The sequence below is a fragment of the Streptomyces sp. NBC_00271 genome, assembly GCF_036178845.1.
Lineage (GTDB): Bacteria > Actinomycetota > Actinomycetes > Streptomycetales > Streptomycetaceae > Streptomyces.
The window spans coordinates 7,571,103-7,583,720 of the sequence record NZ_CP108070.1 but is presented as its reverse complement, the minus strand read 5'-3'; the positions used below and the strand labels follow the sequence as shown (position 1 = coordinate 7,583,720).

12 protein-coding genes are annotated in these 12,618 nt (G+C 70.2%); 2 read left to right on the top strand and 10 right to left on the bottom strand.

All coding sequences use genetic code 11. The annotated features are described in order from the left end of the window. Positions 1–33: 33 nt before the first annotated feature. The 10 genes from OG798_RS34585 to OG798_RS34540 all read right to left on the bottom strand — a co-directional run bounded on the left by OG798_RS34585 (position 34) and on the right by OG798_RS34540 (position 10,415). Positions 34–1,404, bottom strand: coding sequence for a bifunctional albaflavenone monooxygenase/terpene synthase (locus tag OG798_RS34585; RefSeq protein ID WP_095852678.1), 1,371 nt, complete (start codon positions 1,402–1,404; stop codon positions 34–36). Then, a complete protein-coding gene (gene cyc1 / locus OG798_RS34580) occupies positions 1,401–2,486 on the bottom strand; it encodes an epi-isozizaene synthase (RefSeq protein WP_267063915.1) in 1,086 nt (361 codons plus the stop codon). Before cyc1 ends, OG798_RS34585 begins: the two co-directional genes overlap by 4 nt. A gap of 309 nt (positions 2,487–2,795) precedes the next feature. Beyond that, positions 2,796–3,446, bottom strand: a complete 651-nt coding sequence (def, locus tag OG798_RS34575) for a peptide deformylase (protein WP_054228148.1) — start codon at positions 3,444–3,446, stop codon at positions 2,796–2,798. Between the two features lie 150 nt (positions 3,447–3,596). Beyond that, positions 3,597–4,577, bottom strand: a complete 981-nt coding sequence (locus OG798_RS34570) for a tetratricopeptide repeat protein (RefSeq protein WP_095852680.1) — start codon at positions 4,575–4,577, stop codon at positions 3,597–3,599. 153 nt (positions 4,578–4,730) lie between these two features. Then, the gene (locus tag OG798_RS34565; protein ID WP_097224820.1) at positions 4,731–6,011 is read right to left on the bottom strand and encodes an HD-GYP domain-containing protein; all 1,281 of its coding nucleotides are present in this window, start codon (positions 6,009–6,011) and stop codon (positions 4,731–4,733) included. Continuing rightward, positions 6,008–7,489, bottom strand: coding sequence for an HD-GYP domain-containing protein (locus OG798_RS34560; RefSeq protein ID WP_097224821.1), 1,482 nt, complete (start codon positions 7,487–7,489; stop codon positions 6,008–6,010). Before OG798_RS34560 ends, OG798_RS34565 begins: the two co-directional genes overlap by 4 nt. 155 nt (positions 7,490–7,644) lie before the next feature. After that, a complete protein-coding gene (gene rsrA, locus OG798_RS34555; RefSeq protein WP_054228151.1) occupies positions 7,645–7,947 on the bottom strand; it encodes a mycothiol system anti-sigma-R factor in 303 nt (100 codons plus the stop codon). Continuing rightward, entirely contained in the window at positions 7,944–8,627 is a 684-nt protein-coding gene (gene sigR / locus OG798_RS34550; RefSeq protein WP_054228152.1) for an RNA polymerase sigma factor SigR, read from the bottom strand. The genes rsrA and sigR overlap by 4 nt, the downstream gene beginning before the upstream one ends. A 255-nt stretch (positions 8,628–8,882) precedes the next feature. Next, positions 8,883–9,515 carry an alpha/beta hydrolase family protein gene (locus OG798_RS34545; protein ID WP_267063914.1) on the bottom strand — a complete coding sequence of 211 codons (633 nt, stop codon included), beginning with the start codon at positions 9,513–9,515 and terminating at the stop codon, positions 8,883–8,885. 84 nt (positions 9,516–9,599) lie between these two features. Then, positions 9,600–10,415: an SOS response-associated peptidase gene (locus tag OG798_RS34540; RefSeq protein ID WP_097224822.1), complete on the bottom strand. Its 816-nt coding sequence runs from the start codon at positions 10,413–10,415 to the stop codon at positions 9,600–9,602. 50 nt (positions 10,416–10,465) lie between these two features. On the opposite strand from OG798_RS34540, the gene OG798_RS34535 reads away from it, so the two are divergent. Both OG798_RS34535 and aroA read left to right on the top strand, forming a co-directional pair. Further along, on the top strand, positions 10,466–11,188 hold the full coding sequence (locus OG798_RS34535; RefSeq protein WP_097224823.1) for a M50 family metallopeptidase: 723 nt from the start codon (positions 10,466–10,468) through the stop codon (positions 11,186–11,188). Between the two features lie 79 nt (positions 11,189–11,267). Further along, positions 11,268–12,608, top strand: coding sequence for a 3-phosphoshikimate 1-carboxyvinyltransferase (gene aroA / locus OG798_RS34530; RefSeq protein ID WP_097224824.1), 1,341 nt, complete (start codon positions 11,268–11,270; stop codon positions 12,606–12,608). Positions 12,609–12,618 lie beyond the last annotated feature (10 nt).

Sequence of the window (12,618 nt, the reverse complement as noted above, 5' to 3'; positions counted from 1 at the left end):
GGACACGGGGTCACCGCGGACGACGTCGCGCGGTCATCGCGGCAGGGCCCTCAGCAGCAGCCGGTACGGACGCAGGGTGATGCCGACGCGGGTCGCGTCATTGGACTCGGAGACCTGCTCGAACCGCCACCGGGACGCCACCGTCGCCGTGATCAGGCTGAGCTGCGCCATCGAGAAGTGGTCGCTCGGGCACTTCCGGTTGCCCACGCTGAAGGGGCTCATGGCGTGCTTCGGGACGTCCTTGGCGCGTTCCGGAAGCCAGCGGTCGGGGTCGAAATCCAGATGCCCGTCGTACGAGCGCGGATCACGCTGGATGGCGAACGGACTGTAGACGATGTCGGCACCTGCGGGTATCCGATAGCCGCCGAGTTCGGTTTCGGTCACCGCCCGCCGGGTCAAAATCCATACGGCGGGGCGCAGCCGCATCGACTCGACAACGACATTGTTGGTGTACGACAGCTTCCGGACGTCGTCGAATGCGACGGGCCGGTCCCCGACGACGGATTTGACCTCCTCGGCCACCCGCGCGGCGTGTTCTGGGTGTTCGGTGAGGACTTGCAGCAGCCACATGATCGTGGACGCCACGGTTTCGCTGCCGGGCGTGAGTATCGCTACGACTTGGTCGTGGATCTCCTGTTCGCCGATCGGCTCGCCGTTCTCGTCCTTCGCTTCCAGCAATGCCGTCAGCAAATCGTCCGGCTTTTGACCGGATGCGCGGCGCTCGGCGACGATCTCGTCGACTAGGAGATGCAAATCGGCCAATGCGCGGTCGAATTTGCGGTTGGCCGGAAGCGGCAGCCGATAGAGCGGGCCCGCCGGGATCACCATGCGCCGGTACATGCCGCGGAACACGGTGGCGAGCGCGACGCTCAGCCGCTCGGCGCGCTCGTCCATGAACTCGCCGCGCAGCAGACAGCGGGCCGCGATGCGCACGGCGACGCGGAACGACTCGGAGGTGCAGTCGACGGGCTCGCCCGACCCCATGCGCTCGGCGAGCGCACGCGCCTCCTCCTCCATGATCGGTCCGTACTCGGGGATGATGTCGAGTCGGAACGCGGGCTGGATGGTGCGGCGCTGACGACGGTGCCTGGGCCCGTTCGCGGTGGCGACGCCCTCCTTGCCGAGCAGGCCTTCCAGGGACTCCCAGAGGGGTCCGTCGATCTTGAAGTCGGTGCTGAGCGCCATCGCTCCGGTGAGGGCCGGCGAGGTGAGCGCGTACACCGTCTTGGGGCCCAGCTTGAGCCGTACGACGTCGCCGTGGTCGCGGAGCCGGGCGAGGAAGCCCAGCGGGTCGCGGACCAGTTTCCAGCCGTGGCCCAGGACGGGTACGCCGCCCCCGGCCAGGGGTGGGACGGGCAGCTGCGGTGCCGCGGGTTGCGCGGGCTTCACGGACTCGACGGTCATGACTCACCTGCCGCTTCGTTGTTGACGTACGGGGGTGTGGAGCGGTCGTCCCAGCTGTCGACGGTGTACCGGCCGGACTCGTGGTGGAACCAGTACACGGAGCTGAACCAGTTCCGCATATTGCCGAGGCACGCTTTCACGGCGAGGCTCAATTCCTTGCCGTGCACGGTGCCGTCCGCGAGTGTTTCGGCGAACCGGTTGAGGTCCTTTTCCGCGTCGAGGAATTCGGTGATGCATTCCTCGATCCGCCGCCGGATGTCCTGGACCGCTTCTTCGAGTGTCAGCCCCTCGTGATGGATGAGGCTGATTCCGAGATTGTGGACCTCGTCGCCCGCGATTTCTTTCGGGAGCGAGCAGAGATCGTTGTACCAGGCCGCGAATTCCTGGCTCAGCAGCGCCGCCCGCCGATATGCGAAATGGTTCCGCACGGCGGTGGGAAGTTCGCAGCCCGCGCTCGGCTCCAGAAGGTCGGTCCAGATCCAGTGCGCGAAGGTGAGCCGCCGCAGTTCCAGATATTCCTCGACCGTGGGCACGGTGCCGTTGACACGGTTGCGGAATTCCCGGTCGTACGCCTCGATCACCGCGTGGAAATGCCGGGCGAAGCGCGCGTTCCACTTCCTGGTCGGGAACGAGTACAGGCGCACCATGGTGTCCGCGAACCCCGCGACCAGGGGATCCCGGTGGTGCAGGTGCTCCCTCGGGGAGTCGAGAGCCGCATGAAGCTGGAACCGGAGCCTCCGCCAGGCGCCGGGCCTGCCGTGGATGACATCGCGGTCGTGGCGGTCGTCCCAGACGAAGAACCACGCGCTGTAGTCCGCTATCGCCTGCATGACCTCGTCGGGAGCGCCAATGTAGTAGCCCGCCATCAGGTCCGTATAGCAAAGGCCGTCGGCATATTCGTCGACCTTGTCCGCCGGCATGAGGCGTTTTTCCCTCAGCCACGAACGTGTGTTCTCCTGAAGCCTCGGCCAATACGGGTGCAGTTGGCGGGGAAACGCGGACTCGATCACCGGGAGAGAGAGCGCCGGTGGAACCGCGACCACGGTCGGTGTCGATGAAGTGCCGTGTGAGAATGCATGCACGAACAAACCCCTCTCAGCCGCCAGTTGACGCCGCGCCCCTCCCGCTGTGCCGGGCGTGCGCCGTTGCGTATCCCCGCACTTCCCATTCAGCACCACAACTGACCGTTCTGGGAACGGATTTACTCCACTCGCTACCCCACAGTGCTGAGAATCTCCCCTTGTGTGACTGAATATGGATCACTAGAGGAGCACAAGGGATCGGATGTGCGACGCACATGCGAACGGCGCCTGGTCAAGGAGTTCCCCCTGACCAGACGCCGCTCGAACCGACCCGCGCGTGCGCGCGAGCCCCAACTGTCCTGCCGCGACTCAGTCGTTCGCGACGATCGGGTAGCGGGGCTCGTTCTCGGCCATCTGCCGCAGGGCTTCCTTGCGCTCGCGCTTGGAGAGCCGGTCGATGTAGAGGTAGCCGTACAGGTGGTCGGTCTCGTGCTGGAGGCAGCGCGCGAAGTAGCCGGTGCCGCGCACCTTGATCGGGTTGCCCTTCTCGTCCTGCCCGGTGACCTCCGCGTAGTCGGGGCGGGCCAGCGGCGCGTAGGCGGTCGGCACCGAGAGGCAGCCCTCGTTGCTGTCGTCGAGGCGGCGCTGCTCGGCGGGCAGCTCGACGAGGACGGGGTTGCAGACGACACCGACGTGCCGCTTGCCCTCGTCGTCCTGGCAGTCGTAGACGAAGACCTTCAGGTCGACACCGATCTGGTTCGCCGCCAGGCCCACGCCCTCGGCGGTGCGCTGGCTGGCGAACATGTCGGCGACCAGCTGGTCGAGCTCGGGCCCGAACTCGGTGACGTCCTTGCACTCCTTGTGCAGCACCGGGTTGCCGACGACCGTGATCGGCCGCGAGGTACCGCGCTCACGGTAGGCCGCCTCGCGCTCCTCACCGTCCTCGGTGTCGTTGACGAAACCCTCGTCGTCCACGGGGAGCACTCCAGAGTGCTGCTGCTCGGTGTCCTGCTGCGCCATGACCGACGTACGCCTTCCTCGAAACCAGGGGTGTGGTGCTCATACAGGGTACGGGGGTGGCGCCCGGCGAGGGCGCGGGACTGTGTTGATCTGCGGCTCCGCCGCGTGGGCGCGACAAGCACCCACCGGCCCGCGGTGAACCCGCGACGCTCAGCAAACCTCTTCGAGATCCCGCCAGTCCCGGGAGTCCGGACTGTCGGCGACCCACCCGTCCAACAGCCCCCGCACCAGCCCGGCCGGCGCAGCCACCCCGCACTCCCGCTCCGGCACCCACAGCTGCCCGTCGGTGCGGTGACCGAGCGGCCCCGGATGCCCGGGCTCGCTGTGGTCGTGCGGGTCGAGATGCTCACCGTCGCCCTCGTCGGACGGCATCCGCGACTCGGAACACATCCGGCACAGCAGCCGTACGGACGAGGACCAGTCCTCCGCGGCGAAGCCGGCGTCCGCCGCGAGCTGCTCCAGGGCGTCGCGGTCCTCCTCGGTGGCGGCCTCCAGGAGGACCACCCAGGTGGGCACCGGGGAGGGCGCCCACAGCTCGATCTCGTCGAAGACGGGATAGGCGTGCCCGGCGGCGGTCGTCCGCTCCCCGTGCGGGACACCGTCGTGCAGCACGACCTCGCCCCAGCGCCGCCCCGAGGACGGCAGCGGAATGGACAGGACCTCCACCCGGGCCGGATCGAGCCTGCGCCCCCACACGACCTCGGCCTCGCCCTCCGGCGACAGCCGTACGGCCGCACTGCCGAGGTCCATGCCCACCGGTTCCCCGGAGACGGCGGCCCCGCCGGGCACCCGCAGCCCGTACGCCTGCCAGGCACGGCGGGCCAGCGGCCAGTCCTGCAGGGCGGTGGCGGCGATCCCGACGTTCCACCAGTCGGGGGCGCCCGTCTCCCGGTCGAGAAGTGCGACGGCCCTGAGGCCCGCGGCCCGCGCCTGCTCCCAGTCGTGCCGGAACTTGTGCAGCAGGGCCAGGTTGAACCAGGACTCCGACAGCCAGGGCTCCAGGTCCGCGGCGCGCGTCAACAGCGCTCCCGCGTCCTCGTACCGGCCGTCGCCGATCAGCGTGAACGCGCGATCGGTGGCCTGCCGCCATGAGGCGGAGGGCCGGTGTCGTCCCTTGCCGAAGATCCTCACGATTCCCGCCTGCCAGTTCCTTGCGTTTCCCGCCTGCCGGTCCTTTGAAGAGTTTCCTGAAGACAGCGCAGCCCCGGGCTGGCCCGTGCCCCCGAACGCCCTCTTCCTCGCATCCAACCACGGACCGTTGGACGGGCGCTCATTACCCATGGGTTACCCAGCCTGGGGCAGGGTAAGGGTGCCCCGCAACAGGACCCTGGCCAGCGACTCCACGACCTCGGGCTGATAGTCGCGGGCGGTGGCCAGGCGCAGCTTCTCCAGGGCGGTGAGGGGCCCTCCCGGGCCTGCTTCCCTGGCCATCTCCTCGTATGCGTTGACGGCCCGCACGATCCGTGCCGTGACCGGCTGCTCCCGGTACGGATCGGCCTGCCGCTCCACGACCACGGCGACCTCGGCGTCCACGCCGGTCTGACGTACGACGGCGCCGCCGAGGAGGGCGATGCGCCGCTGCTCGTCGGCGGAGAGCACGGAGGTGGCTCCGGCCGGCACCGGGTCGACGAGGCTGAGCTGTCCGATGTCGTGCATGAGCGCCGCGTACTCCAGGACGGTCAGATCGGGCTCGGACAGGCCCAGCTCACGGCCGACGGCCCGGCTGAGCTCGGCGACCCGCCGGGCGTGCCCGGTGGGGGTGTACCCGGCGATCTCGGTCGCCCGCGCGAGTGAGGCGATCGTCTGCCGATAGGTGACGCGCACGGCGGCGTACCGCCGAACGGAGAGCTGGGTGAGCAGCAGGGGCAGCGAGAACACGGGCAGCGCCCACAGCCCGACGACCGCCACCGCGAGCGACATCACGGCCCCGGTCGCGCAGACCGCCGACCCGATGCCGAGCGTGGCCCGCAGCTCGTCCCGCAGCAGCGGTCCGAAGGGCCAGCGGGTCCGGGCGTGCGCCATCGCCGCCGCGAGCACGGCGTCGCACAGCGCGGTGAGCACCAGCAGGGAGACCAGCAACAGGGCGTACGAGGGGCCGCCCCAGCCCATCAACCTCCCCTGGTTGTAGAGGGGTTGGAAGCAGACCGCGGCGAAGCCGACGGTGAGCACGCGCCGGGTGAGGTGGTCGGCCGTGGGCCCGCGGCCCCGGGCGACGTGCGGTACGCAGCCGATGAGGGCCGCGGCCACGACGACGGCGACGATCTCGAGGACGCCGTGGTCGGCGCGGTGTCCGGCGTTCTCGCCGAGCAGCGCGTAGGCGAGGGCTCCGGCGGCGGCGAGGGGCGCCGACTCCCGTTCCTCGGCCCCGCTCCAGCGGGCCAGCTCCCCCACGGCGATGAGGATCCCGAAGGCGAGCGCGACACCTCGTTCGTCGAGACCGTGCCAGAAGACGACGGCCAGCGAGACAACGGCGAGGAGCAGGGCGACCGCGTGAACGAGGGTGAGGGTGAACGGGGCTCGCCCGACGATCCCGTACCCGGAAATCTCCACCCCGACGGCACTCATGACCGCCCCCGCCCGACGCCACCGCCCGACGGAGGGGACTCGTCGGCGCCCAAGGGACGCGTACCCGTCGTCCTCGTCGGGGATGCGTCTTTGTCTGTCGGGTTCCCCTCTGTCCGACTGGAAACGGGCGATGGGGGTCCCCCCTGTTCGAGCGAAGTCGAGAACTCGGGGGAGGGCGGGTAAACCCCCGCGGTCACCGCAGGATGCCACCCGTGTCGGTTCAGCGCTCGCACCAGGGCCCGTACCATCCCCGGATCGAACTGCGCCCCCGCACACCGTTCCAGTTCCTCCAGCGCCACCGGCACCGGCCTGGCCCGCCGGTAGGACCGGGTCGACGTCATCGCGTCGAACGCGTCGGCGACGGCCACCACGCGTGCGAACTCCGGGATCTGGCGTCCCACCAGCCCGTACGGGTACCCGCTCCCGTCGATCCGCTCATGGTGGTGCAGGATCGCCGACCGCGCCTCCCCGAGGAAGCCGATGCCGCGCACCATCTCGTGCCCGTACTCGGGATGCAGCTCGATGATCCGCCGTTCCTCCGGCGTCAGCGGCCCGTCCTTGCGCAGGAGCCGCGTGGGCACGCCCAGTTTCCCCACGTCGTGCAGGATCCCGGCGAAGCGCAGCACTTCGACACGCTCGTCGTCCATGCCCAGCTCACGGGCGATCATCATGGACGCCTGCCCGACCCGCTCACTGTGCCCGCGCGTGTACCCGTCCTTGATGTCGACGGCCTGCACGAGGGCCCGGATGGTGGCCTGGTGGGCGGCCCGCTCCCGGTGGTACTGGGCGAACGCCCAACAGGACACGTACATCGGCAGCAGGACGAGCAACGCGGCGACGGGACCGTACGGACTGCGCCACAGCACCGCCATCATCAGCCCGGCGAGCCCGTGCACGGCGACGGAGGCGAGGGAGCGCGAGAAGAGCCCGCGCCAGGCACCCCGCACCGGCACCCGCTCGGCGAGCGCGAGGATCCCGCCGTCGAGCGCGGTCAGCACCACGCAGAAGGTGAGCACCGCGGCCCCGGCGGGCACGAGCGCGTACGGGAAGTGGGGAAGGGCGACCGCGTCCCGGCCGCCCAGCGCCCAGTGCACCCGGGACGCCGCCCAGACCGCGACGGCGAGCTGGGCCGCGCGCCAGACCCGCCGCAGCCACCGCGGCCGCTGCTCCACACGGGCGAGCAGCGCGCCCGGCAGCGCCACGAGCGCGGCTGCCGCCGGCGGCAGCAGAAAGGCCCCGGCGAGCAGCACGGGCAGGAAGGTGCCCAGCCCTCTGGGGGCGCCCCGCTCGGCGACGCGGGTGGCGGCACCCTTGGGGCTGTGCGGGAAGGGGATCCGCTCGCAGCCGGCGTACAGCGCGGCGAGCAGGGCGACGATCCACCAGGGTGCGTGAACGGCGGGCAGCGGAGCCAGGCAGGCCACGGCGGCCAGGACGACACAGACGACGTAGAAACGGGCCCACGTCGGAATCGACCCCATCGCCTCGTTCCCTCCCCCGGACGTCTCCTGCCCCGGTCAGGCTCCGGAGCCTAGGGCGGTGGGAACGGTACGGGGGCGGCAATGGCCGAATCCGCGGGCTCGGAGCCCGCGGATTAGCACGTTCGGGTGATAACCGGACGATCTTCCCGGGGAGTTCAGGACTCCTGGGGCGTCGCGGTGACGTCGTGCTCGGGCACGGTCTGACCGGAGCGGATCAGGTCGATACGACCCATGACCTTGGCGCGCAGATCGGTCGGCACGTCGTCCTGGCCGCAGCACCGCTTGACCAACTTCTTCACGGCCTGCTCGAGTCCGTACTTCTCGAGACACGGGGAGCACTCCTCGAAGTGCACCTCGAACTTGGTGCAGTCCGAGTCCGGCATCTCATGGTCGAGGAACTCGTACAGGTGGTCGAGTACCTCACTGCAATCCGTCTCGTGCGGCTCTCCGCAGCTCATGAGCCCGAGCCTTTCGCTTCGTTCGACTCTCCGGCGCCGGCCGGGACCAGCCCGCGGTCACGGGCGTAGTCCTCGAGCATGCCGCGCAGTTGGCGACGGCCCCGGTGCAGCCGGGACATCACCGTACCGATGGGTGTCCCCATGATGTCCGCGATCTCCTTGTACGCAAAGCCTTCTACATCAGCGAGATAGACCGCGATGCGGAATTCCTCGGGGATCGCCTGCAGTGCAGCCTTGACGTCCGAGTCGGGCAGGTGGTCGAGCGCCTGCGACTCCGCGGAGCGCAGACCGGTCGACATGTGCGACTCGGCACGCGCGAGCTGCCAGTCCTCGATCTCCTCGGCCGCACTGCGCTGGGGTTCGCGCTGCTTCTTGCGGTACGAGTTGATGAAGGTGTTGGTGAGAATGCGATACAGCCAAGCCTTGAGGTTGGTGCCCTCGCGGAACTGGTGGAAGGACGCGTACGCCTTCGCGTACGTCTCCTGCACCAGATCCTCGGCGTCGGCCGGGTTGCGCGTCATGCGCAGGGCGGCCGAGTACATCTGGTCGAGGAATTCGAGCGCGTCCCGCTCGAAGCGCGCGGTGCGCTCGGCGGACGACTCCGTGCTCGTGCCCTGGCCCTCGGGCTGCTCCGCCTGGCCGTGATCGGTCCCTGCGTCGGTCCCAGTGACCGGACCCACCTCCTCCAGCGACGTGGCAGGACCGAAACCGGTCCCACTCGAATCGGAGGATAGACGAACATCCACACCCGCCGCCGCTCGAACGGGGGCGGTCTTCGCCGCGTGCAGCACCGTCCAGTCCAGCTCAGGGCTACTGCTGCGGTTCGGGCAGATGGTCGAACCCATGCGGCGGACTTCCTCTCGTTCGAACGGTTCAGCACGCTCCGTGCTGTCTGCTCGACACAACAGTGGTCCACCGCCCGACATTCCCGTGCGTCACCCGAGTGACGCGATCCACCTCACAACGCCGTCGGTGACGATCTCCAGGGCCGCGTCCTGGTCGATCGGTGCCCGTTTCGGCACGGCGAAGCCATGATCTCCGTACGGCACCTCGATCAGCTCGTGCGAGCCCTTCGGGAACTCCGCCGGCCTGCCGAACGGGTCGTTGCCACCCTGGACGACAAGGGTGGGCACCCCGGCGCCGAGGAGCTCGTCGGCGCGGGACTTCTCGGGCTTGCCGGGCGGGTGCAGCGGGAAACTGAGGGCGAGGACGGCGGTGGCGCCGAGTTCCGTCGCCGTACGGCAGGCGACGCGGGCCCCGGCGCTGCGCCCGCCCGCGACCACCGGCACTCCGGGCTTCGCGACCGTGGACCACAGGCCCCGCCATCCGACGTCCAGGGTCTTCGGCGCGGGCGCCACCTTCTTCCCGGCCACCCGCCAGGGCTGCTCGACCAGCGCGACGCTCACGCCGTGCCCGGGCAGCACCGCGGCCAGCGCCTGGAGATCGCGCGCCTCGATACCGCCGCCCGCGCCGTGACTCACAGCGAGCACGAGGCGTGGCTTCTTGGCCCGGTGCCAGGTGACGCGGGCCGTACCGGCGTCCGTCTCGACCGTCTCGATCACGTCCATGATCTCCGTCACGTCAGCCTTCCATGATCTCAGTCACGGCTTCCATGATCTCTGCCACGGAAGGCTTCCATGACCTCCGTCACGTCAGAAGAGTGTGCCCTCTTCGGGGCCCTCCAGCTCCTTCAGCAGCTCCGGCCCGTTGTTGCGGACGTTACTGACGGCCGTGGAGACGGGATAGGCGCGCATCAGACCGGCGGGCGGCGGCGCGAGCAGCTCGCGCAGGCCGTCGACATCCGTACGGGCCGGGTCGAGCCAGGCGTCCCAGCGGTCCGGGGTGAGCATCAGGGGCATCCGGGGGTGGATGTCGGCGAGGGCGTGCGGCCCCTCGGCGGGCGCGACCGCGAGCGGTGAGGTCTCCGCCTCGGTCGTGATCACCGAGCACGTCACCCACCAGGCCCGGGGGTGGTCGTCGGGGAGCGTCCGGTCGCGCCAGAACTCGTACAGCCCGGCCATCGCGAAGACCGAGCCGTCCGCGGGGAGCACGAAGTACGGCTGCTTGCGTGGCCGCTTCTTCTTGCCCTCGACCTCGAGATCGCGCTCGGCGGACGCGGTGACCCACTCGTAGTAGCCGTCGGCGGGGACGATGCAACGCCGGGTGGCGAAGGCACGGCGGTACGAGGGCTTCTCGTGCACGGTCTCCGCGCGGGCGTTGATCATCCGGGCGCCGCCCTCGGGCGTCTTGGCCCAGGACGGGACGAGCCCCCACTTGAGCCTGCGCAGCTGGCGAACCGGCTTCGGACTCTCCGCGTCCTTAAGGGGGCGGTCGAGGACGGCATAGACGTCCTTGGTCGGAGCCACGTTGTAGTCGGGGTCCAAGGTCTCCTCGGGCTCCCACTTCTCGACCTCAAAGATTCCTGCGAGATCCTCGGGCCTACGACTCGCTGCATACCGTCCGCACATACGTGCCACACTGCCAGATTCCGCGCCACCAGAGGGAGCCACCGCAGACAATGGACAGCACCGCATCCACCTCGCTGGCCTCGCTCTGGGACCAGGTCTCCGGCACCCAGCCGGACCCCGACCTGTGGGTGGTGATAGCCACCCTGGTCGCCGCTCTCGCGGTGATCGTCCCGCACGGCGTGTGGCGTCTCTCCCGCAACGCCATCACCATCGCGCACGAGGGCGGCCACGGGCTGGTGGCGCTGCTGACCGGGCGGAGCCTCAGTGGTATCCGGCTGCACTCCGACACCAGCGGTCTCACCGTCAGCCGCGGCAAGCCCACCGGCCTCGGCATGATCCTCACCGCGGCGGCCGGCTACACCGCTCCCCCGCTGCTCGGCCTCGGCGGCGCCGCGCTGCTGGGCGTGGGCCGCATCACCCTGCTGCTGTGGCTGGCCACGGCCCTGCTCGTCGCGATGCTGGTGATGATCCGCAACGCCTACGGGGCGCTCACGGTGGTCCTCACCGGCGGTACGTTCCTGGTGGTGTCCTGGCTCACCGGACCCCAGGTACAGGCGGCCTTCGCGTACGCCGTGGTGTGGTTCCTGCTGCTCGGCGGCGTCCGGCCGGCCTTCGAGCTCCAGGCCAAGCGCAGCCGGGGCGGCGCCGGCGACTCCGACGCCGACCAGCTCTCCCGCCTCACCCACGTCCCGGCGGGGCTGTGGCTGTTCCTGTTCCACGCGGTGTCCCTGTGCTCCCTGCTGGGCGGCGGCCGCTGGCTGCTGGGGCACTGAGGCACCCCAGCAACTTTCGATCACATTCCGTCACTTTTGATCAAGATCTACCCCCACCCCCACCCACTAAAGTGGGCGCATGACCGCGAACCCCGCCCACACCGCCCTCTGGCCCGCCCCGCACGCGAGCGGAGCCGTCGACGCGACGGTCCACGTGCCGGGGTCCAAGTCGGTCACCAACCGCGCCCTCGTCCTTGCCGCGCTCGCCTCGGAGCCGGGCTGGCTGCGCCGCCCGCTGCGCTCCCGGGACACGCTGCTGATGGCGGGCGCGCTGCGCGCGATGGGCGTCGGCATCGAGGAGACGGTGGCGTCCAGCTCCACGGTCGCCGCGGGCCCGGACGCCTCCGGCGAGGCCTGGCGGGTCATCCCCTCGGGTCTCCAGGGCCCGGCCACGGTCGACGTCGGCAACGCCGGCACCGTGATGCGCTTCCTGCCCCCGGTCGCCGCCCTCGCGGACGGCCCCATCCGCTTCGACGGCGACCCCCGGTCGTACGAGCGCCCGCTGAACGGTGTGATCGACGCGCTGCGTCTGCTCGGCGCCCGCATCGACGACGACGGCCGCGGCGCGCTGCCGCTGACCGTGCACGGCGGCGGCGCCCTGGACGGCGGCCCGGTGGAGATCGACGCGTCCTCGTCGTCCCAGTTCGTGAGCGCTCTCCTCCTGTCCGGCCCACGCTTCAACCAGGGGGTGGAGGTCCGCCACATCGGCTCGACGCTGCCCTCGATGCCGCACATCCGGATGACGGTCGACATGCTGCGCGCGGTCGGCGCGCAGGTGGACACCCCGGAGTCGGGCGGCGAGCCCAACGTCTGGCGGGTCACGCCCGGCGCGCTGCTCGGCCGTGACCTGATCATCGAGCCGGACCTGTCGAACGCCCAGCCGTTCCTGGCGGCGGCCCTGGTGACCGGCGGCACGGTCGTCATCCCCGACTGGCCCTCGCACACCACCCAGCCCGGTGACCGGCTGCGGGAGATCTTCACCGAGATGGGCGGCTCCTGCGAACTGACCGAGAGCGGTCTGGAGTTCACCGGTTCGGGTGCGATCCACGGCATCGACGTGGACCTGAGCGAGGTCGGCGAGCTGACCCCGGGCATCGCGGCGGTCGCGGCTCTCGCCGACTCCCCGTCCACCCTGCGGGGGGTGGCCCATCTGCGCCTGCACGAGACGGACCGGCTGGCCGCGCTCACCAAGGAGATCAACGAACTCGGCGGTGACGTCACCGAGACCGCCGACGGGCTGCACATCCGCCCGCGCCGACTGCACGGCGGCATCTTCCACACCTACGACGACCACCGCATGGCGACCGCCGGCGCGATCATCGGGCTGGCGGTGGAGGGCGTCCAGATCGAGAACGTGGCGACGACGGCCAAGACCCTGCCGGACTTCCCTGACATGTGGTCCGGAATGCTCGGGAACTGACGGGCGGACC

Coding starts and splice junctions, on each gene's coding strand:
- OG798_RS34585 (WP_095852678.1), bottom strand. CDS start 1,404: ATGACCGTCGAGTCCGTGAAGCCCGCGCAACCCGCGGCACCGCAGCTG.
- def (WP_054228148.1), bottom strand. CDS start 3,446: ATGGCGCAGCAGGACACCGAGCAGCAGCACTCTGGAGTGCTCCCCGTG.
- OG798_RS34565 (WP_097224820.1), bottom strand. CDS start 6,011: ATGAGTGCCGTCGGGGTGGAGATTTCCGGGTACGGGATCGTCGGGCGA.
- OG798_RS34560 (WP_097224821.1), bottom strand. CDS start 7,489: ATGGGGTCGATTCCGACGTGGGCCCGTTTCTACGTCGTCTGTGTCGTC.
- rsrA (WP_054228151.1), bottom strand. CDS start 7,947: ATGAGCTGCGGAGAGCCGCACGAGACGGATTGCAGTGAGGTACTCGAC.
- OG798_RS34545 (WP_267063914.1), bottom strand. CDS start 9,515: ATGGACGTGATCGAGACGGTCGAGACGGACGCCGGTACGGCCCGCGTC.
- OG798_RS34540 (WP_097224822.1), bottom strand. CDS start 10,415: ATGTGCGGACGGTATGCAGCGAGTCGTAGGCCCGAGGATCTCGCAGGA.
- OG798_RS34535 (WP_097224823.1), top strand. CDS start 10,466: ATGGACAGCACCGCATCCACCTCGCTGGCCTCGCTCTGGGACCAGGTC.
- aroA (WP_097224824.1), top strand. CDS start 11,268: ATGACCGCGAACCCCGCCCACACCGCCCTCTGGCCCGCCCCGCACGCG.